We start from the raw sequence: 22,541 nt of genomic DNA, 5'->3' as shown, positions 1-22,541 counted from the left end.
CCAGAAGAAGGTCTGCGCTTCGCAATCCGCGAAGGTGGCCGTACCGTCGGCGCAGGTGTCGTTGCAAAGATCATCGAGTAAAATCGAAGATTGCTGTAGCAGTATGCAGTGCCCGGGTCCGGGCGCACGCTCTCCGCGAGCGCCCGGACCTACGTTCTTTTCTAATCGGCGGTGCAACATCGCCTCGCTCTTTCCAAGGAATTCGTCATGCAAAACCAGAAAATCCGCATTCGCCTGAAGGCTTTCGACTATCGTCTGATCGATCAATCGGCAGCTGAGATCGTCGACACGGCAAAGCGGACTGGCGCAATCGTTCGTGGCCCGGTTCCCCTGCCCACGCGCATTCAGCGTTTCGACATCCTGCGTTCGCCGCACGTCAACAAGACGTCGCGCGACCAGCTCGAAATCCGCACGCACCAACGCCTGATGGACATCGTCGACCCGACGGACAAGACCGTCGACGCACTGATGAAGCTGGATCTGCCGGCTGGCGTGGACGTCGAAATCAAGCTGCAGTAAAGGTTTCCAGCGGTATCAGAGTCGTCGGATACCGCTAAGTCTTTGATTGCTTGCGGAAAACGAAAAGCCTCGTTATAATCGTAGGCTTTTCGCGCATTCGCGTAAAAAAGCCGGTGCGTTTCGCCTCTGAAGCGTGCGGCATTTTTGTAAATTAGCCCCGACCAATCGCAGTCGGGAATGGAGAAAACGATGAGCCTTGGACTCGTAGGTCGCAAGGTTGGCATGACCCGTATCTTCACGGCTGAAGGGGATTCGATTCCCGTCACCGTGCTGGACGTGTCCGACAACCGCGTGACGCAGATCAAGACTGTTGAAACCGACGGCTACACGGCCGTTCAGGTTACCTTCGGTACGCGCCGTGCATCGCGTGTGACGAAGCCGCTGGCAGGTCATCTCGCCAAAGCCGGTGTTCAAGCCGGTGAAATCCTCAAGGAATTCCAGATCGACGCCGCTAAGGCCGCCGAACTGTCGAATGGCGCTGTGGTCGGTGTGGATCTCTTCGAAGTAGGCCAAAAGGTTGACGTGCAAGGCACCTCGATCGGTAAGGGCTACGCCGGTACCATCAAGCGTTACAACTTCGCATCGGGTCGTGCATCGCACGGCAACTCGCGTTCGCACAACGTGCCGGGTTCGATCGGTATGGCGCAGGATCCGGGTCGTGTTTTCCCGGGTAAACGCATGACGGGTCACATGGGTGACGAGACCGTTACCGTGCAAAACCTCGAAATCGCACGTATCGACGCAGACCGCAAGTTGCTGCTGGTCAAGGGTGCTGTTCCGGGTGCGAAGGGCGGCAAGGTGTTCGTGACGCCGGCTGTCAAGACGCGTGCCGTGAAAGGAGCGAAATAATGGAACTTAAGCTCCTGAATGCCAACGGTCAGGAAGGCGCAGCAGTCAACGCATCGGACGTCGTGTTCGGTCGTGACTACAACGAAGCCCTGATCCACCAGATCGTCGTCGCTTATCAAGCGAATGCACGTAGCGGCAACCGCGCTCAGAAGGATCGTGAGCAGGTTAAGCACACCACCAAGAAACCGTGGCGTCAGAAGGGTACGGGCCGTGCTCGTGCCGGTATGTCGTCGAGCCCGTTGTGGCGCGGCGGTGGTCGCATCTTCCCGAATTCGCCGGAAGAAAATTTCTCGCACAAGGTCAACAAGAAGATGCATCGCGCAGGTCTCTGCTCGATCTTCTCGCAGCTGGCCCGCGAAGGCCGCATCTCGGTTGTCGACGAGCTCACGCTCGAAGCGCCGAAGACGAAGCTGCTGGCCGAAAAGTTCAAGGCAATGGGTCTCGACTCCGTTCTGGTCATCACGGACACGGTTGACGAAAACCTGTACCTCGCGTCGCGCAACCTGGCCCACGTGGCAGTTGTCGAGCCGCGTTATGCCGACCCGCTGTCGCTGATCTACTTCAAGAAAGTGCTGATCACGAAGGCTGCGGTCGCCCAGATCGAGGAGTTGCTGTCATGAGCGAAGTTCGCAAAAACGATCATCGTTTGATGCAAGTTCTGCTCGCGCCGGTGATCTCCGAAAAGGCGACCCTGGTAGCTGACAAGAACGAGCAAGTCGTGTTCGAAGTTGCGCCGGACGCTACGAAGCAGGAAGTGAAGGCTGCTGTCGAGCTGCTGTTCAAGGTGGAAGTCAATTCCGTCAACGTGCTGGTCCAAAAGGGCAAAGCCAAGCGCTTTGGTCGTTTCATGGGCAAGCGCAAGGACGTGAAGAAGGCGTACGTCTGCTTGAAGCCGGGCCAGGAAATCAACTTTGAAGCGGAGGCCAAGTAATCATGGCAATCGTGAAAGTTAAGCCGACTTCGCCGGGTCGCCGCGCGATGGTCAAGGTGGTCAACAAGGATCTGCACAAGGGCAAGCCGTACGCACCGCTGCTCGACTCGCAGAGCTCGACCGCTGGCCGTAATAACAACGGTCACATCACCACGCGCCATAAGGGCGGTGGTCACAAGCATCACTACCGTATGGTCGACTTCCGTCGCACCAAGGACGGCATTCCGGCAAAGGTCGAACGTCTCGAGTACGACCCGAACCGTAGCGCGAACATCGCGCTGGTGCTGTACGCAGACGGCGAACGTCGCTACATCATCGCTCCGAAGGGTGTGGCAGTTGGCACGCAGTTGATGTCGGGTTCGGAAGCTCCGATCCGCGCAGGCAATACGCTGCCGATCCGCAACATCCCGGTTGGTACGACGATTCACTGCATCGAGATGCTGCCGGGCAAGGGCGCGCAAATGGCGCGTTCGGCTGGTACGTCGGCAATGCTGCTGGCTCGCGAAGGCATGTACGCACAGGTCCGTCTGCGTTCGGGCGAAATCCGCCGCGTTCACGTCGAGTGCCGCGCGACGATCGGTGAAGTGGGCAACGAAGAGCATAGCCTCCGTCAAATCGGTAAGGCTGGCGCGAACCGCTGGCGCGGTATCCGCCCGACGGTGCGTGGCGTTGTTATGAACCCGGTCGATCACCCGCACGGTGGTGGTGAAGGCAAGACGGCTGCAGGTCGCGATCCGGTGAGCCCGTGGGGCACGCCGACGAAGGGTTATCGCACCCGTAGCAACAAGCGCACGACGAGCATGATCGTCCAGCGCCGTCACAAGCGTTAAGGAGTAGGCAATGGCACGTTCTATTAAAAAAGGTCCGTTCTGCGACGCCCATTTGCTGAAGAAAGTTGAGGCGGCTGCAGCATCGCGCGACAAGAAGCCAATCAAGACCTGGTCGCGTCGCTCGACGATTCTGCCGGACTTCATCGGTCTGACGATCGCTGTTCATAACGGCCGTCAACACGTTCCGGTGTATGTCACGGAAAACATGGTCGGCCACAAGCTTGGCGAGTTCGCACTGACCCGTACGTTCAAGGGTCACGCGGCCGACAAGAAGGCCAAGAAATAAGGGGCAATCAAGATGGAAGTGAAAGCAATTCATCGCGGTGCCCGCATCTCGGCGCAGAAGACGCGCCTTGTGGCTGACCAGATTCGTGGTTTGCCGGTCGACAAGGCGCTGAACGTTCTGACGTTCTCGCCGAAGAAGGCGGCGGGTATCGTTAAGAAGGTCGTGCTGTCTGCGATCGCGAATGCGGAGCACAACGAAGGTGCCGACATCGACGAGCTCAAGATCAAGAGCATCTACGTCGACAAGGCTGCTTCGCTGAAGCGTTTTACCGCACGCGCTAAGGGTCGCGGTAACCGCATCGAGAAGCAATCCTGTCACATCACTGTGACGGTCGGGAATTAAGGAGCCATACGATGGGACAGAAAATTCATCCGACTGGCTTCCGTTTGGCCGTCAGCCGCAATTGGGCTTCGCGTTGGTACGCGAACAACAACAATTTCGCGGCGATGTTGCAGGAAGACATCGGTGTTCGTGAATACCTGAAGAAGAAGCTGAAGAACGCGTCCGTCGGCCGCGTCGTGATCGAGCGTCCTGCAAAGAACGCACGTATCACGATTTTCAGCTCGCGTCCGGGTGTCGTGATCGGCAAGAAGGGTGAAGACATTGAACTGCTGAAGGCCGAGCTGCAAAAGCGCATGGGCGTCCCGGTTCACGTCAACATCGAAGAAATCCGCAAGCCGGAAACGGATGCGCAGCTGATCGCTGATTCGATCACGCAACAGCTCGAGCGTCGCATCATGTTCCGCCGCGCGATGAAGCGTGCGATGCAAAACGCAATGCGTCTGGGTGCTCAAGGCATCAAGATCATGAGCGCAGGCCGTCTGAACGGTATCGAAATCGCTCGTACGGAATGGTATCGCGAGGGTCGCGTGCCGCTTCATACGCTGCGTGCTGATATCGACTACGCAACTTCGGAAGCGAAGACGACGTACGGCATCATCGGTGTGAAGGTGTGGGTCTACAAGGGCGACACGCTCGGCCGCAATGACGCTCCGGTGGTTGAAGAAGTCGCCGAAGAAAAGCGTCCGCGCCGCAACGCACGTCCGGGCGATCGCCGCCCGCGTCGCGATGGTGAAGGTGCACCGGCAGGTGCTCGCCGTGGTGCTCCGCGCCGTGGCGGTGCCGGCGACGGTAAGACTGGAGAATAACGATGCTGCAACCGAAACGCAGGAAGTATCGCAAAGAGCAGAAGGGTCGTAACACTGGCGTCGCAACGCGTGGTAACGCGGTGTCGTTCGGTGAGTACGGTCTGAAGGCTATCGGTCGCGGCCGCCTGACCGCGCGTCAGATTGAAGCAGCGCGTCGTGCAATGACGCGTCACATCAAGCGCGGCGGCCGCATCTGGATTCGCATTTTCCCGGACAAGCCGATCTCGCAAAAGCCGGCTGAAGTACGGATGGGTAACGGTAAGGGTAACCCTGAGTACTACGTCGCCGAGATTCAACCGGGCAAGATGCTGTACGAAATGGACGGTGTGACCGAAGAACTGGCACGTGAAGCGTTCCGTCTGGCTGCAGCAAAGCTGCCGCTGAAGACGACGTTCATGGTTCGCCAGCTCGGCGCCTAAGGAGTGAATGATGAAGGCATCCGAACTTCACCAGAAAGATCAGGCCGCGCTCAACAAGGAGCTGTCGGACCTGTTGAAGGCGCAATTCGGCCTGCGCATGCAACTCGCGACCCAGCAGCTCACGAACACGAGCCAGCTGAAGAAGGTTCGTCGCGACATCGCACGTGTGCGGACCGTCCTGACTGAGAAGGCGAACCAGAAATGAACGATAGCGTAAAAACCTCGCTCAAGCGGACGCTGGTCGGCAAGGTCGTCAGCAACAAGATGGACAAGACCGTTACCGTGCTGGTCGAGCACCGCGTGAAGCACCCGATCTACGGCAAGTACGTCGTACGTTCGAAGAAGTACCACGCTCACGATGAAGCGAACACCTACAACGAGGGTGACCTCGTTGAAATCCAAGAAACTCGTCCGGTGTCGAAGACGAAGGCTTGGGCGGTGTCGCGCCTGATCGAAGCTGCTCGCATCATCTAAAGCAGCTGAGCTGTAAGAAGTAGTTGAAATCGCAGTAGATTTCGCTTGCAAGACCGAGATTATTTGTTATAATCTCGGTCTTCCCTCTTTGTGGGAGCCCCATCGCGGGCGAAGTCGTAGGTGGGGGAGGCGACCGGGACGCCAGTCCTAGTCGACAGATTCACCGGATTGCGATGGCGGGTTTCGTTTGCCGTCGCTGCTGTTCATACCCAAGCAGCCGATTGGCTGACGGGACCAAGACTGACCGAATGCATCATGGTGGTGTGTTCGGATTAAGTTGGGAAAGATAAACCATGATCCAGACCGAAACTCGGCTTGAAGTAGCCGACAACACGGGTGCACGTGAAGTCATGTGCATCAAGGTGCTCGGCGGCTCGAAGCGTCGTTATGCCAACATCGGCGACATCATCAAGGTGACTGTCAAAGAGGCAACGCCGCGCGGGCGCGTGAAGAAAGGCGAAATCTATAACGCCGTGGTGGTTCGCACCGCCAAGGGTGTTCGCCGTCAAGACGGCTCGCTGATCAAGTTCGACGGCAACGCCGCCGTGCTTTTGAATACCAAGCTCGAGCCTATCGGCACCCGTATCTTTGGGCCGGTCACGCGTGAGCTGCGTAGCGAACGCTTCATGAAGATCGTTTCGCTCGCGCCGGAAGTGCTGTAAGGAGCCGAGATGAACAAGATTCGCAAGGGTGACGAAGTCATCGTCATCACCGGCAAGGACAAGGGCAAGCGCGGAGTCGTGCTGGCTGTTGCTGAAGACCGCGTGACTGTCGAAGGCCTCAATATCGCCAAGAAGCATGTGAAGCCGAACCCGATGAAGGGTACGACGGGCGGCGTGGAAGCGAAGGCAATGCCGTTGCAGATTTCGAACGTCGCATTGGTCGACGCGAATGGCAAGCCGTCGCGTGTCGGCATCAAGGTCGAAGGAGACAAGAAGGTCCGTTTCCTGAAGACGACTGGTGCTGTGCTGGCCTGACGCTGCGGAGTAAAAAATGGCACGTTTGCAAGAATTTTATAAAGAGAAGGTTGTTCCCGGCCGGATCGAGAAGTTCCGTTACAAGTCCGTTATGGAAGTGCCGCGCATCACCAAGATCACCCTGAATATGGGTCTTGGCGAAGCCGTCGCTGACAAGAAGATCATCGAGAACGCCGTTGGCGATCTGACGAAGATCGCGGGCCAGAAGCCGGTCATCACGAAGGCACGCAAGGCAATCGCGGGCTTCAAGATCCGTCAGGGTTACCCGATCGGTGCGATGGTCACGCTGCGTGGCCAGGCAATGTACGAATTCCTGGACCGTTTCGTGACGGTTGCGCTCCCGCGTGTGCGTGACTTCCGTGGCGTGTCGGGCCGTGCATTCGACGGTCGTGGCAACTACAACATCGGTGTGAAAGAGCAGATCATTTTCCCCGAAATCGACTACGACAAAATCGACGCACTGCGTGGGCTGAACATCAGCATCACGACGACTGCGAAGACTGACGACGAAGCAAAGGCACTGCTCGCCAGCTTCAAGTTCCCGTTCAGAAACTGAGGTTACCGTGGCTAAACTGGCACTGATCGAACGTGAAAAGAAGCGTGCGCGCCTGGCTGCCAAGTTCGCACCGAAGCGTGCTGAGCTGAAGGCTGTCATCGACGACCAAAGCAAGTCGGAAGAGGAGCGCTATGCCGCTCGTCTGGAGCTGCAGCAACTGCCGCGTAATTCGAACCCGACCCGTAAGCGCAATCGTTGCGCGATCACTGGTCGTCCGCGTGGCACGTTCCGTAAATTCGGGCTGGCGCGTAACAAGATTCGTGAAATCGCGTTCCGTGGCGAGATCCCTGGCCTGACCAAGGCGAGCTGGTAATAGGAGAAACGTAAATGAGCATGAGTGATCCTATCGCCGATATGCTGACTCGCATCCGCAATGCGCAGATGGTTGAGAAGGTTTCGGTGACGATGCCCTCGTCGAAAGTCAAGGTTGCGATCGCGCAAGTCCTGAAGGATGAAGGCTATATCGACGACTTCGCAGTGAAGGCTGAAGGTGCGAAGTCGGAATTGAACATCGCGTTGAAGTACTACGCTGGCCGTCCGGTTATCGAGCGCCTCGAGCGCGTTTCGAAGCCTGGTCTGCGTGTGTATCGCGGCCGTAACGACATTCCGCAGGTCATGAATGGCCTCGGCGTTGCGATCGTTTCGACGCCGAAGGGTGTGATGACTGATCGCAAGGCGCGCGCAACTGGCGTCGGCGGCGAAGTCATCTGCTACGTCGCTTAAAGCCGAAGGGAGAAGAAACATGTCTCGAGTAGGTAAAAGCCCGATCGCGCTGCAAGGCGCAGAAGTGGCCCTGAGCGACGAGCGCATTACCGTCAAGGGCCCGCTGGGTTCGATCTCGCAGAACGCGAATCGCCTGGTGAAAGTGGTGAACGACAACGGCACGCTGAAGTTCGAGCCAGTTGACGAAAGCCGCGAAGCAAATGCGATGTCGGGCACGATGCGCGCACTGGTTGCGAACATGGTGCAAGGCGTGACCAAGGGTTTCGAGCGCAAGCTGACGCTGGTTGGCGTTGGTTATCGTGCGCAAGCGCAAGGCGACAAGCTGAACCTGTCGCTGGGTTTCTCGCACCCCGTGGTGCACCAGATGCCGGAAGGCGTCAAGGCCGAAACCCCGTCGCAAACCGAAATCGTGATCAAGGGGATCGACAAACAGAAAGTTGGCCAGGTCGCTGCAGAAGTGCGCGGCTATCGTCCGCCGGAGCCCTATAAGGGCAAGGGCGTGCGCTATGCCAACGAGGTTGTGATCCTCAAAGAAACGAAGAAGAAGTAAGGGTGCGCAATCATGGATAAGACTCAATCTCGCCTGCGCCGCGCTCGTCAGACGCGGATCAAGATCGCTGAGCTGCAAGTCGCGCGTCTGGCCGTGCACCGCACGAACACGCACATCTATGCGCAAGTGTTCTCGCCGTGCGGCACCAAGGTGCTCGCAAGCGCATCGACGCTCGAAGCCGAAGTGCGTGCGCAACTGGCCGACCAATCGGGCAAGGGCGGCAACGTTGCTGCTGCGACCCTGATCGGCAAGCGCATTGCAGAAAAGGCTAAGGCTGCCGGCATCGAATCCGTCGCCTTTGACCGCTCGGGTTTCCGCTACCACGGCCGCGTGAAAGCGCTGGCTGATGCGGCGCGCGAAGCCGGGCTCAAGTTCTAAGGAAGGAATTCGTCATGGCAAAGATGCAAGCGAAAGTTCAGGCTGACGAACGCGACGACGGCCTTCGCGAAAAGATGATTTCGGTCAATCGCGTGACCAAGGTCGTGAAGGGTGGCCGTATTCTCGGTTTCGCCGCACTGACCGTGGTTGGCGACGGTGATGGCCGCGTCGGCATGGGCAAGGGCAAGGCTAAGGAAGTTCCGGTTGCCGTTCAAAAGGCAATGGAACAAGCCCGTCGCAACATGTTCAAGGTGCCGCTCAAGAACGGTACGCTGCAACACGAAGTGCACGGTAAGCACGGCGCATCGACGGTTCTCCTCGCTCCGGCGAAGGACGGTACCGGCGTGATCGCTGGCGGCCCGATGCGCGCAGTGTTCGACGTGATGGGCGTGCAAAACGTTGTGGCCAAGAGCCACGGTTCGACGAACCCCTACAACCTCGTCCGTGCGACGCTGGACGGTCTGCGCAAGCAGTCGACCCCGGCTGACATCGCGGCGAAGCGTGGTAAGTCCGTCGAAGACATTCTGGGCTAAGGTGGTCACCATGTCTGATAAAACTGTCAAGGTTCAGCTCGTCAAGAGCCTGATTGGGACCCGCGAATCGCACCGCGCCACGGTGCGCGGTCTTGGCCTGCGTCGTCTGAACTCGGTTAGCGAGCTGCAGGACACGCCGGCTGTGCGCGGCATGATCAACAAGGTCTCGTACCTCGTTAAGGTCATCGGCTAAGCGGCCGTTCGGGCACTCAAGGAGTTGATAATGGAATTGAATAACCTGAAGCCGGCTGAAGGCGCGAAGCACGCAAAGCGTCGCGTGGGTCGCGGCATCGGCTCCGGCCTCGGCAAGACCGCTGGCCGTGGTCACAAGGGTCAGAAGTCGCGTTCGGGTGGCTTCCACAAGGTCGGCTTCGAAGGCGGTCAAATGCCGCTGCAACGTCGCCTGCCGAAGCGTGGCTTTACCTCGCTGACGAAGGAATTCGTCGGTGAAGTGCGCCTCGGTGACCTGGAGAAGCTGCCGGTCGACGAAATCGATCTGTTGGCACTGAAGCAAGCCGGCCTGATCGGTGAGCTGATGACCAGCGCGAAGATCATTGCGACGGGCGAACTGAAGCGCAAGATCGTTGTGAAGGGTCTGGGTGCGACGAAGGGCGCGCGCGCTGCGATCGAAGCAGCTGGCGGTTCTTTCGCCGAGTAACGTGCAAGTCGATTGCCGTCACTAGCATTTGCATCGGAGAAGGTACTTGGCTAACAGCCCGAGTCTCGCAAAACCCGGTCGAAGCGCGGCGAAGTTTGGCGATCTGCGTCGGCGTGCAGTATTCCTGCTGCTGGCGCTGGTCGTCTACCGTATCGGCGCGCATATTCCGGTGCCGGGTATCGACCCGGACCAACTGGCTAAGTTGTTTCAAAGCCAGTCGGGCGGCATCCTTGGCATGTTCAACATGTTCTCGGGTGGCGCACTTTCGCGGTTCACGATTTTCGCGCTAGGGATCATGCCGTATATCTCGGCGTCGATCATCATGCAGTTGCTGGCGATTGTTTCGCCGCAACTGGAGGCGCTGAAGAAGGAAGGACAGGCTGGTCAACGGAAGATTACGCAGTACACGCGTGTCTTCACGGTGGTTCTGGCCACGTTCCAGGCGTTCGGTATCGCTGTTGCGCTGGAGAATCAGCCAGCACTGGTGATCGATCCTGGCATGGTCTTCCGGCTGACGACGGTTGTGACGCTCGTGACCGGTACGATGTTCCTGATGTGGCTCGGTGAGCAAATCACGGAACGCGGTCTGGGTAACGGCATTTCGATCATTATTTTTGGCGGTATCGCAGCGGGTTTCCCGAATGCGATTGGTGGTCTCTTTGAACTGGTTCGCACTGGCTCGATGAGCATCATCTCCGCGATTATCGTGGTCGCGTTGATTGCTGCAGTGACGTATCTGGTGGTGTTCATTGAACGCGGCCAGCGCAAGATTCTTGTGAACTACGCCAAGCGGCAAGTCGGCAACAAGATTTACGGTGGACAGTCGTCGCATCTGCCGCTGAAGCTGAACATGTCGGGCGTGATTCCGCCGATCTTCGCATCGTCGATCATCCTGTTCCCGGCAACCATCCTGAACTGGTTCAGTTCGGGGTCGCGGACTGGCTGGTTCGCGGACACGTTGCACAATGTGGCCGAAGCGCTCAAGCCCGGTCAGCCGGTGTACGTGTTGCTGTATGCGTTGGCGATCGTGTTCTTCTGCTTCTTCTACACCGCACTGGTGTTCAACAGCAGAGAGACGGCCGACAACCTGAAGAAGAGTGGTGCATTTGTCCCCGGCATCCGTCCGGGTGATCAGACGGCACGTTATATCGACCGCATCCTGACGCGTTTGACGCTGGCCGGTGCGATCTACATCGTGTTTGTTTGCTTGCTGCCCGAGTTTTTGGTGCTGCGCTGGAATGTACCGTTTTATTTTGGTGGAACGTCGCTGCTGATCATTGTCGTCGTCACAATGGACTTCATGGCACAGGTGCAGTCGTACGTTATGTCGCAACAGTATGAGTCGCTGCTGAAGAAGGCAAACTTCAAGGGCGGCGGCGTCCCGATGCGTTGAAAGGACTTATGGCCAAAGACGATGTAATCCAGATGCAAGGCGAGGTTATCGAAAACCTCCCCAACGCTACCTTCCGGGTGAAGCTGGAAAACGGCCATGTCGTATTGGGACACATATCCGGCAAGATGCGGATGCACTACATCCGTATCCTTCCGGGCGACAAGGTGACGGTTGAATTGACGCCTTACGATCTGTCGCGTGCGCGGATCGTGTTCCGGGCGAAGTGATTTGAAAAAAGGGTAATATCATGAAAGTGATGGCATCGGTTAAGCGCATTTGCCGCAATTGCAAAATCATCAAGCGCAAGGGCGTCGTTCGCGTGATTTGCAGCTCCGATCCGCGCCACAAGCAGCGTCAAGGCTGAACGCCGCGCTTTTGTTTGCGCTTTTTGTTTGAGGAAAAACAATGGCTCGTATCGCAGGGGTTAATATCCCGAACCACCAGCACACTGAAATCGGCCTGACGGCTATTTACGGTGTTGGCCGCACGCGCTCGCGCGACATTTGCGTCGCTGCTGGTGTGGCATTTTCGAAGAAGGTTAAGGACCTGACCGACGCAGACCTCGAAAAGCTGCGTGAAGAAGTCGGCAAGTTCATCGTTGAAGGCGATCTGCGCCGTGAAACGACGATGAACATCAAGCGCCTGATGGATCTGGGTTGCTACCGTGGCGTTCGCCATCGCAAGGGCCTGCCCCTGCGTGGTCAACGTACGCGTACGAATGCCCGTACGCGCAAGGGTCCGCGTCGTGCAGCGCAATCGCTGAAGAAGTAAGCGGAACTGACAGTTACAGGAAAACGTAATGGCTAAGGCTTCGAACAACTCCGCGGCGCAACGCGTTCGCAAGAAGGTCAAGAAGAACGTCGCCGAGGGCGTGGTTCACGTTCACGCGTCGTTCAACAACACCATCATCACGATCACCGATCGTCAAGGCAATGCATTGGCCTGGGCAACGTCGGGTGGTCAGGGCTTCAAGGGTTCGCGCAAATCGACCCCGTTTGCAGCTCAGGTCGCAGCTGAATCGGCTGGCCGTGTGGCGATGGAATACGGCGTGAAGAACCTCGAAGTGCGGATCAAGGGCCCCGGTCCTGGCCGTGAGTCCGCGGTGCGCGCGCTGCATGGTCTTGGCATCAAGATCACCGCGATCTCCGACGTGACGCCGGTCCCGCACAACGGCTGCCGTCCGCCGAAGCGTCGTCGTATCTAAGACGGCTGCTCCGCTTGCGCCTGTTGCCGCTAACGGCGGTAGCAGGCTGCTTGCGTTATTGAATTGACTAAGCCCACCGTTCGACCCAAAGGGTTCGGACTAGCGTGAATGCAAATTCACGTGATCAATCATAGAAGGAATGCAAAGTGGCACGCTATATCGGCCCTAAAGCCAAGCTGTCTCGCCGTGAAGGCACCGATCTCTTCCTGAAGAGCGCACGTCGTTCGCTCGCTGACAAGTGCAAGCTTGACAGCAAGCCGGGTCAACATGGCCGCACCTCGGGCGCTCGTACGTCCGATTACGGCACGCAGCTGCGCGAAAAGCAAAAAGTGAAGCGCATCTATGGCGTGCTGGAGCGCCAGTTCCGTCGTTACTTCGCTGAAGCCGACCGCCGCAAGGGCAACACGGGTGAAAACCTGCTGAAGTTGCTTGAGTCGCGTCTCGACAACGTCGTGTATCGCATGGGCTTCGGCTCGACGCGCGCTGAAGCACGTCAGCTCGTGAGCCACAAGGCAATCACGGTGAACGGCGTCGTTGCGAACATCCCGTCGCTGCAAGTCAAGGCTGGCGACGTGATTGCCGTGCGTGAACAGTCGAAGAAGCAGGCTCGTATTCTCGAAGCGCTGTCGCTCGCCGAACAAGGCGGTCTGCCGCAGTGGGTTGCTGTCGATTCGAAGAAGTTCGAAGGCACGTTCAAGGCAATGCCGGAACGCAGCGATATCGCTGGCGACATCAACGAAAGCCTGATCGTCGAATTGTATTCGCGCTAATCGGATTAACGGCCGAGGTTCCCTGATTGCGTTAGGCAAGGGGGTTCCTCGGCTGTTTATTTTCAGGTTGTTACCGGTCAGCCTTATCGGTGTAACGAGCCGAGGGTATTGAAAAGGAAAACCTATGCAAACCAGTTTGTTGAAGCCCAAGATTATCGCTGTTGAATCGCTTGGCGAAAGCCACGCGAAAGTGGTCATGGAGCCGTTTGAACGCGGTTATGGCCACACCTTGGGTAACGCGCTTCGGCGCGTGCTGCTGTCGTCGATGGTGGGCTACGCGCCGACCGAAGTGACGATCGCAGGCGTCGTGCACGAGTACTCGACGCTCGATGGTGTGCAAGAGGATGTGGTCAACCTGTTGTTGAACCTGAAGGGCGTGGTGTTCAAGCTGCACAACCGTGACGAAGTGACGGTTACGCTGCGCAAGGAAGGCGAAGGCGTTGTGACGGCCGGTGACATCGAGCTCGCGCACGACTGCGAAGTGATCAATCCAGATCACGTGATTGCTCACCTGTCGAAGGGCGGCAAGCTCGACGTGCAGATCAAGGTCGAAAAGGGCCGTGGTTATGTGCCGGGCAACGTGCGTCGTTACGGCGAAGAGTCGGCCAAGATTATCGGCCGTATCGTGCTGGATGCGTCGTTCTCGCCGGTTCGCCGCGTGAGCTATGCCGTGGAAAGCGCGCGTGTCGAACAGCGTACCGACCTCGACAAGCTCGTGATGAACATCGAAACGAACGGTGTGATTTCGCCGGAAGAAGCGATCCGTCAATCGGCGCGTATTCTGGTCGATCAGCTGTCGGTGTTCGCAGCGCTGGAAGGCACGGAAGCAGCGGCAGAAGCACCGTCGCGCGCTCCGCAGATCGATCCGATCCTGCTGCGTCCGGTTGATGATCTCGAACTGACGGTTCGTTCGGCGAACTGCCTGAAGGCCGAGAACATCTACTACATCGGCGATCTGATCCAGCGCACGGAAAACGAGCTGCTGAAGACCCCGAACCTGGGCCGCAAGTCGCTGAACGAGATCAAGGAAGTGCTCGCTTCGCGTGGCCTGACGCTCGGCATGAAGCTCGAAAACTGGCCGCCGGCTGGTCTCGACAAGTAAGACACGTAGTATCGTCTGGCGAAGACGCGGATTTTCCTTTAAAATCCGCGTCTTGCCTTTTTCACTACCGGCCCGTGCTTTCGGCATCACAGAAAGCGATAGAAGAGCTGGACCAAAACTTTGATTCAAGGAAATTGAAATGCGTCACCGTCATGGCCTGCGGAAACTGAACCGCACGAGCAGCCACCGTCTGGCAATGCTCCGTAACAAGTCCAACTCGCTGATCGAGCACGAAGTCATCAAGACGACGCTGCCGAAGGCGAAGGAACTCCGTAAAGTCGTCGAGCCGCTGATCACGCTCGGCAAGAAGCCGTCGCTGGCTAACCGTCGTCTGGCGTTCAATCGCCTGCGCGATCGTGACTCGGTCACGAAGCTGTTCGACGTGCTGGGCCCGCGCTTCGCGAACCGCCCGGGTGGCTATCTTCGTATCCTGAAGTTCGGTTTCCGCGTTGGCGACAATGCACCGATGGCTCTGGTTGAACTGCTCGACCGTCCGGAAGTTGAAGAAGTCGAAAACGTTGCAGAAGCTGAATAAGCTCTCTGACAACCGCTAAAAAGCCAGGCGCGAGCCTGGCTTTTTTGTTTTCAACGTGCGTTTGGCCTATGCCATTCGACCGTCAGCGAACGACGGAGACAAGGTGATACGATAGCGTCACCCTGTTTTGGATAGCGCTGGAGCGGTCGGTGAACGTAAATGTGAGTTTGGTATTGACGACCGTGCCGGACCTCGCAACGGCGCAAGAGCTCGCTCAGGAAGCACTTTCTTTGCGTCTCGCTGCCTGCGTTACGCAGCTGGGCAGCGTTCAGTCGAGCTACCACTGGCAGGGCAAGATCGAATCGGCGGAAGAGATCCAGTTGCTGTTCAAGACGAGCGTCGTGCGTACGCTTGAACTTGAGCAGTTCATTCAGGCTCAGCATCCGTACGACACGCCCGAAATCCTTTCCTGGCAAGTCACCGCGTCGGCCTCTTATGGCCAGTGGGTGAACACCGAAACGCAACGCCCGATCCATGTTTAACGGTTTGTCCTTGCGCTGGCGTATCGTCGCGCGCTTTCTCACCTTTGTCGTCGGCGTGCTGCTGCTTTCTCTGAATGCAGCCAGCATCGTGCGCGCGGCAGATGATTTTCTCGATCCCGCCGTCGCGTTCAAATTCAGCGCGTCCGAGCAGCCAGGCGAAGTGCTGGTCCACTATACGATTGCGGACGGCTACTACATGTACCGCGAGCGCTTCGCCTTCGCGACGCGCAACGGCACGGTGACGCTCGGCGATCCGCAACTGCCGGCCGGTCACGTGAAGTTCGATCAGACCTTCGGGAAAAACGTAGAGACATATCGAGGCGAACAGACCATCCGCGTGCCTGTGAAGCAGGCGAGTGGGCCCTTCGACTTGGCCGTCACTTCACAGGGCTGTGCGGACGCCGGTATCTGCTATCCGCCGATGGAGCGCGTCTATCACGTGACGGGCGCGGCATTGCGCGCGGGCGCGGCTGGCAACACCAGTGTCCAGCAGTCTGGTGAGGATTCGCAGGCCGCCACTTCCTGGTACGAACGCGCGACGAGCGCCGACTATGCGCAAACGTTGCTGCAAGGCGGTGGTTTCTTCGCGATCGTTGGACTGTATTTCGTCGCCGGCGTCGTGCTGAGCCTGCTTCCCTGTTCTTATCCGATGATCCCGATTCTGTCGGCAATCATCATTGGGGAAGGGCCGCGGGTGACGCGGACACGCGGATTCTCCCTCTCGCTGGCATACGTTATCGGGATGGCCCTTGTCTACACGGTCCTGGGCATCGCAGCGGCGCTCGTCGGTCAGAGCCTTGGTGCATGGCTGCAGAATCCGTGGGTGCTTGGCGTGTTTGCCGTTTTGCTGACCGTGTTTGCGCTCACGCTGATAGCCGGAGTCGATATCGTTTTGCCGCAGCGCTGGCAGAGCGGCATGTCGAAAGCATCCGAGGGCCGCTCCGGTGGCAAGTTCGCTGCGGTCGCCGCGATGGGGGCGCTGTCGGCGCTCGTGGTCGGCGCGTGCATGACGGCGCCGCTGTTCGCCGTGCTGGCATTTATCGCCCATACGGGTAACGCGGTTCTGGGCGGTGCCGCCCTGTTTTCGATGGGTCTCGGGCTCGGCGTGCCGTTACTCATCATCGGACTGGGCGCCGGTACCTTGTTGCCCCGGGCAGGCGCCTGGATGGACGGCGTGAAGGTCTTCTTCGGCATCGTTCTACTGGCCGCCGCGCTATGGATCGTGTGGCCAGTACTGGCGTCCACCGCTCAAATGCTGCTGGCTGCTCTGTGGCTGCTGATCGCGGCTGCCGGTCTGGGGTTGTTCACTCCGCACGCGGGCGCGGGTTCGATCTGGCGTGGTCTTGGCCGTGGAGTCGGTGCGGCGCTCGCTATCTGGGCTGCGACGTTGCTGGTTGGCCTTGCAGCGGGATCGACGGATCCAGTCAGGCCGCTTGCCGTACTTGCCAGCCGCACGACGGCTGCGCCCGCTCAGCAGGCCCAACAAGCCGATCTCGCGTTCGCGCCTGTGCGCACATCGGGCCAACTCGACGAAGCCGTCAAAACGGCCGCACAGCCCGCCATGCTCGATTTTTACGCGGACTGGTGCGTCAGCTGCAAGGAGATGGAGAAGTTCACCTTCAGCGACCCGCGTGTTCAGGCGAAGCTCAAGCAGATGAACCTGCTGCGCGCAGACGTCACCGCAAATAACGCTGACGATCAGGGCCTGCTCAAACGCTTCAATCTGTTCGGGCCGCCCGGAATCATCTTTTTCGATCGCGGCGGGAAGGAAGTGTTGCGAGTCGTCGGCTACGAGTCGGCAGATAAATTCCTGAAGAGTCTCGACCGGGCGGCGACGGCGCCGCAGACCTGAGCATCAGGAAACGCACCAAAACGAGCGACGCGCCCACATCAAATACAAAAAGCGGAGGCCGCCAGAAGGCGGCCTCCGCTTTTTTCATCCGTGCCGCGCTGCCGTGCAGAACATTACGGCATCAACGGCGAGCTTACTTTTGCGCCCGCAACAGCCGCGCGGCATCCAGCGCGAAATACGTCAGCACACCGTCCGCGCCTGCGCGCTTGAACGCCAGCAAGGATTCCATCATCACCTTGTCGTGGTCCAGCCAGCCGTTTTGTGCGGCAGCCTTCAGCATCGCGTATTCGCCGCTGACCTGATAGACGTAAGTCGGAAAGCGGAATTCGTCTTTCACGCGACGCACGATGTCGAGATACGGCATGCCGGGCTTGACCATCACCATATCCGCGCCTTCGTCGATGTCAGCGCGCACTTCGCGCAGCGCTTCGTCCGAATTGGCGGGATCGAGCTGATACGTCATCTTGTTGCCTTTGCCGAGATTCGCTGCCGAACCCACGGCATCACGGAAAGGTCCGTAGAACGCCGACGCAAACTTGGCCGAGTAAGCCATGATCCGCGTGTGAATGTGGCCTTCGCTTTCCAGCATTTCGCGGATCGAGCCGATCCGGCCGTCCATCATGTCGGACGGTGCGACGATGTCGACGCCAGCCTGCGCCTGCGTCTGCGCCTGTTCAACCAGAATCTCGACCGTTTCGTCGTTGATGACGTAGCCATTTTCGTCCAGCACGCCGTCCTGGCCGTGGCTGGTGTACGGATCCAATGCGACGTCCGTCAGCACGCCCAGTTCGGGGAAGCGCTTTTTCAGTTCGCGCACGGCACGCGGGATCAGGCCCGCTTCGTTGGTCGCTTCACGGCCATCGGGCGTTTTCAGCGACGGCTCGATCACCGGGAACAGCGACAGCACGGGCACGCCCAGTTCCATGCACTGCTCGGCGACGCCCATCAGCAGATCGACCGAGACGCGCTCGACGCCGGGCATCGACGGAACGGCCTGACGCACGTTCGTCCCTTCGAGCACGAAGACGGGGTAAATCAGATCATTGGTGGTGAGAATGTTTTCGCGCATCAGGCGGCGCGAGAAGTCGTCCCGGCGCATGCGGCGCGGGCGGTGATGCGGATAGAAGCTCATGTGGAGATATCTGCCAAAGTCAAAAATGCTGGCGGCACCCCGCCAGAAACTTTTCGAGACAATGGTATATCATACCGATCGAGCAAGGCGCCTAGCGCTGACCTCCCCGCTTCTCCTCCCTGAGCGGGTGCCTGTCGTTTTTCGATTAGGCTGTTTAACCCGCCGTCATCTAGCGGCGGGTTTTTTTCTGGGCGGACGAAAAGCGCCGCCAGCGTTATGCGGCGGCCTTTGCAGCGTTTTCAGGTTCAGGCTTGTTCGCCTGAATCGCCCGCCATATCGGGCGCAACCCAGCTTTCGATCAGCGCGTGTGCCTCGTCGAGACCGACCCGCTTGAGCGCGGAAAAGAGTTGGGCCGTCAGTTCGCCCTGATAACCCGCCGCACGATATTCATCCAGCCCTTTCTTCGTCGCGCGCAGCGCGTTGATACTTTCCTGGCGGGTCAATTTGTCGCACTTGGTGAGCAAGGTGTGGATCGGTTTGCCCGTCGGCGCAAACCACTCGATCATCCGTCGGTCGAGTTCCGTCAGCGGCCGGCGCGAATCCATCATCAGGATCATGCCGCGCAGCTGCGAGCGGGTTTGCAGATAGCTCGACAGCAACTGTTCCCAATGGGCCTTCGCCGCGCCGGGCACTTCCGCGTAGCCGTAGCCGGGCAGGTCGACGAGATTCGCCACGGGTTCGTCCGCTGGTCCCACCGAGAAATAGTTGATGTGCTGCGTGCGCCCCGGCGTCTTACTGGCAAACGCCAGCCGCTTCTGGTTGCAGAGGATGTTGATCGCCGTCGACTTCCCCGCGTTCGAGCGTCCCGCGAACGCGACCTCAGGCTGTGGCGTGGGCGGCAGATCGCGCAGGTGATTGACGGTCGTGAGAAAACGGGCTTGGTGGAGCAGGAAAGACGACATGGGGAAGACCGGAAGGACGGGTAAATGGACGTCGGGCGGACGTCCTGCGCACATCGACGGACCTGATGACTTGCGGTGCAAGGGCAATGCAGCCCGGCCGTAAAGGCCGGAGAGGCCCGACTGGCGCCAGATCGATTAGCGAGTTATTGTACAATACGATGGTTTACTGAAAACCTGTGAGGCCGCCGCGCGGGCCTCGGCGGCTGATCGGTCGCTGTCGTATTTTGCAGAACCTCTAATTCCCACAAGACGAAACAGGGTGTGCGAATGAATCGACTGGGCAAGTTTCTGGTGGTACTTCACACAGCAGCAGGTCTTTCAGGTTTGGCAGCACAGGCAAAAGCGGCGGATCAGACAAAGCCGGATTTGAATCGGGGACAAGCCATAGCGGCGCAGGTATGCGCGTCATGTCATGGTGCAGATGGCAATAGCGCGGGCGGCGCGTATCCTAAGCTCGCCGGCCAGCACCCCGAATATCTCGTCAAGCAGCTCAAGGATTTCAAGACCCAGCCAGGGGCGAAGCAGCCCGCGCGCAACAACGCGATCATGGCCGGGATGGCGGCAGCGCTGACCGATGCGGATATGGTCAACGTGGCGGCGTACTTCGCGTCGCAGGCACCGAAGCCAGGCTACGCGCATAACAAGGACACCGTGCCGCTCGGACAGAAGATTTACCGGGCAGGTGTCGCCGACAAGGGCGTGCCGGCGTGCGCAAGCTGTCACGGGCCGACGGGGCAGGGCATTCCTTCCCAGTATCCGCGTCTGTCGGGACAATGGGCGGAATACACGGTGGCACAGTTGAACGCGTTCACGCAGGGTCCGGGCGCGCGCAATAACAACGAAGCCATGCATGCCATCGCCAGACGTCTGTCGGATAGCGAGATCAAGGCAGTTGCCGATTACATCGCGGGCTTGCATTAAGAGTCCGTACGCAAGTGAAGCTGGCCATCGGACGAACCGTCCGGCAAGCCTTAAGATGGCTAGCGAAAAACAAGAAAAAGGGTGAGGGAATCGCAAGCAGCGATATCCCTGCACCCTTTTTTGCTGTTCAGTCGGAGTTTGAATGAGCGTCACCACGTCGGGTCTGGAGTTGAAGTCGCGTCAGCGCTTCGTGCGCACGTCGGTCGAATTGCTGAGTTCGATGCGTTTTGCCATCTCGTTGCTTGTGATCCTGTCGATCGCGAGCATCATCGGCACCGTGCTCACGCAGGACGATCCGTATCCGAACTACGTCAATCAGTTCGGTCCGTTCTGGGCCGACATCTTCCGTTCACTGAGCCTCTACAACGTCTACAGCGCGTGGTGGTTCATGCTGATCCTCGGCTTTCTGGTCGTGTCGATCTCGCTGTGCGTGATCCGCAATGCACCGAAGATGATTGCCGACACAAAAAGCTGGAAGGACAAGGTTCGCGAAGGCAGCCTGCGCGCGTTCCATCACAAGGGCGAGTTCGCCGTGCCGAACGCCACGCGCGCGCAAACCGCCGCCACGCTCGGCAAGCTGTCGGCGAAGCTCGGCTACAAGTTCGTGACGCGCGAAAGCGAAGGCGCGACGCTGATCGCCGCCAAGCGCGGCGCGTTGACCAAGCTGGGCTACATCTCGGCGCACATCGCGATCGTGGTGATCTGTATCGGCGGGCTGCTCGACAGCAATCTGCCTATCAAGCTGCAGATGTGGATGTTCGACAAGACGCCGATCCGCAGCAACTCGGTGATTAATGACATCCCGCCCGAGCATCGGCTGTCGCAGGGCAATCCGACCTTTCGCGGCTACGCGTGGGTGCCGGAAGGCCAGCATGTGTCGACGGCCATCCTGAACCAGCAGGACGGTTCGCTGATCCAGGATCTGCCGTTTTCCATCGAACTGAACAAGTTCATCGTCGATTACTACTCGACGGGCATGCCGAAGCTGTTCGCCAGCGACATCGTCGTGATCGACCACAAGACGGGCAAGCGCATTCCGGCGCGCGTCGAGGTGAACAAGCCGTTCGAGTACGACGGCGTGTCGATTTACCAGTCGAGTTTCCAGGACGGCGGCTCGCAGATGCAGATGACGGCATGGCCGATGACGGGCAGCAACGTCAAGACCGAGCCGTTCAACGGTGAGATCGGCGGCTCGAAGACGCTGAGTGCGTCGATTCCCGGCGCCGACAGCCAAACGGTCGAATTTGCCGATTTCCGCGCGATCAACGTCGAAAACATCTCGAACGGCAACGGTCAGACCGACGCGCGTGGCGTCGCGGCACACGAGTCGCTGAAACAGGCCTTCGACGAACGGCTCGGCTCCGGCGCGAAAACCTCGAAGCCCGTCGATCTGAGCAATGTCGGCCCGTCGGTGCAATACAAGGTGCGCGACGAGGACGGCCAGGCGCGCGAGTACAACAACTACATGCTGCCCGTCGACGTGAACGGCGAGCGCGTGTTCCTTGCCGGCATGCGCTCAAATCCCGACGATCCGTTCCGCTATCTGCGCATTCCCGCCGACGCGGGCGGCACTGTCAACGAATGGATGCGCATGCGCGCCGCGCTGCAGGATCCCGCCATTCGTGCCCAGGCGGCGCGCGACTTCGCGCAGCGCTCGGTGCAGTCGAACGCCGAACTTCAACAGCATCTGGAAGAAAGCGCGGCCCGCGTGCTGACGCTTTTCGCGGGCGACGATCCGACCCTCGGCAAGGCGGCCAATGGCCAGAAGGCCGGTGGTTTTCAGGCCGTCGCTGCGTTTATCGATCGCTCTGTCCCCAAGGGGGAACAGGAGAAAGCGGCAGGACTCTTGCTTCGCATGCTCGAAGGTTCGATGTGGGACGTGTGGCAACTCGCGCGCAAGCAGGCGGGAGAAGGCCCGGCAACCGCCGACCCGATCACTAGCCGCTTTATCCAGAGCTCGATCAACGCGATTTCGGACAGTTTTCTGTACGGTTCGCCCGTCTTTTTGCAGCTTGATTCCTTCAAGCAGGTGCAAGCTTCGGTATTTCAGTTGACGCGCGCGCCGGGCAAAAAAGTCGTGTATCTTGGCAGCCTGCTACTCGTGTTGGGCATCTTTTCGATGTTCTACGTGCGTGAACGCCGGCTGTGGTTCTGGCTCAAGGACGCGCCGCATGGCGGCAGCGGCGTGAATGTCGTGATGGCGATGTCGACCGCGCGCAAGACGTTCGATTTCGAGAAGGAATTTGCACAAACCCGCGATGCCGTCGGTGCGGCGCTGGGCGGCAAGCCTGTCGACGCCGATTCCGCCCACGACGCGCCAAAGGGCGCCGCCCGTGCAACGAGCGAAGCGTCCGCCGATTCATCCGATTTGACCCGGTAAGATCATGGACCTGACCCAAGTTTCTTCATCCTCGCGT

Annotated in this window: 36 protein-coding genes; 33 read left to right on the top strand and 3 right to left on the bottom strand. The window is 59.0% G+C overall.

Annotated features, from left to right (window positions below):
- Positions 1–213, bottom strand: a 213-nt coding sequence (locus DK391_RS45270) for a hypothetical protein (protein ID WP_239482800.1), incomplete at its 3' end; no start/stop codon positions are given.
- On the opposite strand from DK391_RS45270, the gene rpsJ reads away from it, so the two are divergent.
- The 31 genes from rpsJ (at position 208) to dsbD (ending at position 17,169) form a co-directional block, all read left to right on the top strand.
- Positions 208–519 carry a 30S ribosomal protein S10 gene (gene rpsJ, locus DK391_RS12760; protein WP_006998489.1) on the top strand — a complete coding sequence of 104 codons (312 nt, stop codon included), beginning with the start codon at positions 208–210 and terminating at the stop codon, positions 517–519. The genes DK391_RS45270 and rpsJ overlap by 6 nt on opposite strands.
- Positions 520–708: 189 nt before the next feature.
- Positions 709–1,368: a 50S ribosomal protein L3 gene (rplC, locus tag DK391_RS12755; RefSeq protein WP_109478348.1), complete on the top strand. Its 660-nt coding sequence runs from the start codon at positions 709–711 to the stop codon at positions 1,366–1,368.
- Positions 1,368–1,988 (top strand): 50S ribosomal protein L4, encoded by a 621-nt coding sequence (gene rplD, locus DK391_RS12750; RefSeq protein WP_109478347.1) that lies wholly within the window; start codon positions 1,368–1,370, stop codon positions 1,986–1,988. The genes rplC and rplD overlap by 1 nt, the downstream gene beginning before the upstream one ends.
- Entirely contained in the window at positions 1,985–2,299 is a 315-nt protein-coding gene (gene rplW / locus DK391_RS12745) for a 50S ribosomal protein L23 (protein ID WP_007730525.1), read from the top strand. Before rplD ends, rplW begins: the two co-directional genes overlap by 4 nt.
- A 2-nt stretch (positions 2,300–2,301) precedes the next feature.
- On the top strand, positions 2,302–3,129 hold the full coding sequence (gene rplB, locus DK391_RS12740; RefSeq protein ID WP_109478346.1) for a 50S ribosomal protein L2: 828 nt from the start codon (positions 2,302–2,304) through the stop codon (positions 3,127–3,129).
- A gap of 10 nt (positions 3,130–3,139) precedes the next feature.
- Complete coding sequence (rpsS, locus tag DK391_RS12735; RefSeq protein WP_006998484.1) at positions 3,140–3,415, top strand: 30S ribosomal protein S19; 276 nt, start codon at positions 3,140–3,142, stop codon at positions 3,413–3,415.
- Positions 3,416–3,427: 12 nt separating this feature from the next.
- Positions 3,428–3,757: a 50S ribosomal protein L22 gene (rplV, locus tag DK391_RS12730; protein WP_004199272.1), complete on the top strand. Its 330-nt coding sequence runs from the start codon at positions 3,428–3,430 to the stop codon at positions 3,755–3,757.
- Between the two features lie 11 nt (positions 3,758–3,768).
- A complete protein-coding gene (gene rpsC / locus DK391_RS12725) occupies positions 3,769–4,563 on the top strand; it encodes a 30S ribosomal protein S3 (RefSeq protein WP_007730536.1) in 795 nt (264 codons plus the stop codon).
- Positions 4,564–4,565: 2 nt separating this feature from the next.
- Positions 4,566–4,982: a 50S ribosomal protein L16 gene (gene rplP / locus DK391_RS12720; protein WP_007730545.1), complete on the top strand. Its 417-nt coding sequence runs from the start codon at positions 4,566–4,568 to the stop codon at positions 4,980–4,982.
- Positions 4,983–4,992: 10 nt separating this feature from the next.
- Complete coding sequence (gene rpmC / locus DK391_RS12715) at positions 4,993–5,187, top strand: 50S ribosomal protein L29 (protein WP_007180130.1); 195 nt, start codon at positions 4,993–4,995, stop codon at positions 5,185–5,187.
- Positions 5,184–5,456 carry a 30S ribosomal protein S17 gene (gene rpsQ / locus DK391_RS12710; RefSeq protein ID WP_007730563.1) on the top strand — a complete coding sequence of 91 codons (273 nt, stop codon included), beginning with the start codon at positions 5,184–5,186 and terminating at the stop codon, positions 5,454–5,456. Before rpmC ends, rpsQ begins: the two co-directional genes overlap by 4 nt.
- Before the next feature lie 293 nt (positions 5,457–5,749).
- Entirely contained in the window at positions 5,750–6,118 is a 369-nt protein-coding gene (rplN, locus tag DK391_RS12705) for a 50S ribosomal protein L14 (protein WP_007730565.1), read from the top strand.
- Positions 6,119–6,127: 9 nt separating this feature from the next.
- Positions 6,128–6,433, top strand: coding sequence for a 50S ribosomal protein L24 (gene rplX, locus DK391_RS12700; RefSeq protein ID WP_109478345.1), 306 nt, complete (start codon positions 6,128–6,130; stop codon positions 6,431–6,433).
- A 16-nt stretch (positions 6,434–6,449) separates the two neighbouring features.
- The gene (rplE, locus tag DK391_RS12695; protein ID WP_109478344.1) at positions 6,450–6,989 is read left to right on the top strand and encodes a 50S ribosomal protein L5; all 540 of its coding nucleotides are present in this window, start codon (positions 6,450–6,452) and stop codon (positions 6,987–6,989) included.
- A 7-nt stretch (positions 6,990–6,996) separates the two neighbouring features.
- Positions 6,997–7,302 carry a 30S ribosomal protein S14 gene (gene rpsN / locus DK391_RS12690; RefSeq protein WP_109478343.1) on the top strand — a complete coding sequence of 102 codons (306 nt, stop codon included), beginning with the start codon at positions 6,997–6,999 and terminating at the stop codon, positions 7,300–7,302.
- 14 nt (positions 7,303–7,316) lie between these two features.
- Positions 7,317–7,712 carry a 30S ribosomal protein S8 gene (gene rpsH / locus DK391_RS12685; RefSeq protein ID WP_007730595.1) on the top strand — a complete coding sequence of 132 codons (396 nt, stop codon included), beginning with the start codon at positions 7,317–7,319 and terminating at the stop codon, positions 7,710–7,712.
- Between the two features lie 19 nt (positions 7,713–7,731).
- Positions 7,732–8,262 (top strand): 50S ribosomal protein L6, encoded by a 531-nt coding sequence (rplF, locus tag DK391_RS12680; RefSeq protein WP_109478342.1) that lies wholly within the window; start codon positions 7,732–7,734, stop codon positions 8,260–8,262.
- Between the two features lie 12 nt (positions 8,263–8,274).
- A complete protein-coding gene (gene rplR / locus DK391_RS12675; protein WP_008923336.1) occupies positions 8,275–8,640 on the top strand; it encodes a 50S ribosomal protein L18 in 366 nt (121 codons plus the stop codon).
- 14 nt (positions 8,641–8,654) lie between these two features.
- Complete coding sequence (rpsE, locus tag DK391_RS12670; RefSeq protein ID WP_007730604.1) at positions 8,655–9,173, top strand: 30S ribosomal protein S5; 519 nt, start codon at positions 8,655–8,657, stop codon at positions 9,171–9,173.
- A gap of 10 nt (positions 9,174–9,183) precedes the next feature.
- Entirely contained in the window at positions 9,184–9,366 is a 183-nt protein-coding gene (gene rpmD, locus DK391_RS12665) for a 50S ribosomal protein L30 (protein ID WP_007730608.1), read from the top strand.
- Positions 9,367–9,396: 30 nt separating this feature from the next.
- Positions 9,397–9,831, top strand: a complete 435-nt coding sequence (rplO, locus tag DK391_RS12660; RefSeq protein ID WP_109478341.1) for a 50S ribosomal protein L15 — start codon at positions 9,397–9,399, stop codon at positions 9,829–9,831.
- Between the two features lie 46 nt (positions 9,832–9,877).
- Positions 9,878–11,224: a preprotein translocase subunit SecY gene (secY, locus tag DK391_RS12655; protein ID WP_012402182.1), complete on the top strand. Its 1,347-nt coding sequence runs from the start codon at positions 9,878–9,880 to the stop codon at positions 11,222–11,224.
- An 8-nt stretch (positions 11,225–11,232) separates the two neighbouring features.
- A complete protein-coding gene (infA, locus tag DK391_RS12650) occupies positions 11,233–11,451 on the top strand; it encodes a translation initiation factor IF-1 (protein ID WP_004521905.1) in 219 nt (72 codons plus the stop codon).
- Between the two features lie 20 nt (positions 11,452–11,471).
- Entirely contained in the window at positions 11,472–11,588 is a 117-nt protein-coding gene (gene rpmJ / locus DK391_RS12645) for a 50S ribosomal protein L36 (protein ID WP_004199844.1), read from the top strand.
- Between the two features lie 41 nt (positions 11,589–11,629).
- Positions 11,630–11,995, top strand: a complete 366-nt coding sequence (gene rpsM, locus DK391_RS12640) for a 30S ribosomal protein S13 (RefSeq protein WP_013589830.1) — start codon at positions 11,630–11,632, stop codon at positions 11,993–11,995.
- Positions 11,996–12,023: 28 nt separating this feature from the next.
- Positions 12,024–12,428 carry a 30S ribosomal protein S11 gene (rpsK, locus tag DK391_RS12635; RefSeq protein ID WP_006052224.1) on the top strand — a complete coding sequence of 135 codons (405 nt, stop codon included), beginning with the start codon at positions 12,024–12,026 and terminating at the stop codon, positions 12,426–12,428.
- Positions 12,429–12,574: 146 nt separating this feature from the next.
- Complete coding sequence (gene rpsD, locus DK391_RS12630; protein ID WP_109478340.1) at positions 12,575–13,198, top strand: 30S ribosomal protein S4; 624 nt, start codon at positions 12,575–12,577, stop codon at positions 13,196–13,198.
- Positions 13,199–13,322: 124 nt separating this feature from the next.
- Positions 13,323–14,300: a DNA-directed RNA polymerase subunit alpha gene (gene rpoA / locus DK391_RS12625; RefSeq protein ID WP_007730697.1), complete on the top strand. Its 978-nt coding sequence runs from the start codon at positions 13,323–13,325 to the stop codon at positions 14,298–14,300.
- A 139-nt stretch (positions 14,301–14,439) separates the two neighbouring features.
- Complete coding sequence (gene rplQ, locus DK391_RS12620; protein ID WP_109478339.1) at positions 14,440–14,835, top strand: 50S ribosomal protein L17; 396 nt, start codon at positions 14,440–14,442, stop codon at positions 14,833–14,835.
- 149 nt (positions 14,836–14,984) lie between these two features.
- Entirely contained in the window at positions 14,985–15,317 is a 333-nt protein-coding gene (gene cutA / locus DK391_RS12615) for a divalent-cation tolerance protein CutA (protein ID WP_109478338.1), read from the top strand.
- Entirely contained in the window at positions 15,310–17,169 is a 1,860-nt protein-coding gene (gene dsbD / locus DK391_RS12610; RefSeq protein ID WP_109478337.1) for a protein-disulfide reductase DsbD, read from the top strand. Before cutA ends, dsbD begins: the two co-directional genes overlap by 8 nt.
- A 133-nt stretch (positions 17,170–17,302) precedes the next feature.
- On the opposite strand, the gene hemB is transcribed toward dsbD, so the two are convergent.
- On the bottom strand, positions 17,303–18,301 hold the full coding sequence (hemB, locus tag DK391_RS12605; protein ID WP_109478336.1) for a porphobilinogen synthase: 999 nt from the start codon (positions 18,299–18,301) through the stop codon (positions 17,303–17,305).
- Positions 18,302–18,546: 245 nt separating this feature from the next.
- The gene (yihA, locus tag DK391_RS12600) at positions 18,547–19,203 is read right to left on the bottom strand and encodes a ribosome biogenesis GTP-binding protein YihA/YsxC (protein WP_109478335.1); all 657 of its coding nucleotides are present in this window, start codon (positions 19,201–19,203) and stop codon (positions 18,547–18,549) included.
- 267 nt (positions 19,204–19,470) lie between these two features.
- Between yihA and DK391_RS12595 the strand changes: the two genes are divergently transcribed.
- Complete coding sequence (locus DK391_RS12595; RefSeq protein ID WP_109478334.1) at positions 19,471–20,124, top strand: c-type cytochrome; 654 nt, start codon at positions 19,471–19,473, stop codon at positions 20,122–20,124.
- Between the two features lie 142 nt (positions 20,125–20,266).
- The gene (locus DK391_RS12590) at positions 20,267–22,504 is read left to right on the top strand and encodes a cytochrome c biogenesis protein ResB (protein ID WP_109478333.1); all 2,238 of its coding nucleotides are present in this window, start codon (positions 20,267–20,269) and stop codon (positions 22,502–22,504) included.
- The last annotated feature ends 37 nt before the right edge of the window (positions 22,505–22,541 follow it).

The sequence above is a fragment of the Paraburkholderia sp. C35 genome (assembly GCF_003121405.1).
GTDB lineage: Bacteria > Pseudomonadota > Gammaproteobacteria > Burkholderiales > Burkholderiaceae > Paraburkholderia.
The sequence above is the reverse complement of the archived record's forward strand: the minus strand, read 5'-3'. Positions and strand labels throughout refer to the sequence as shown.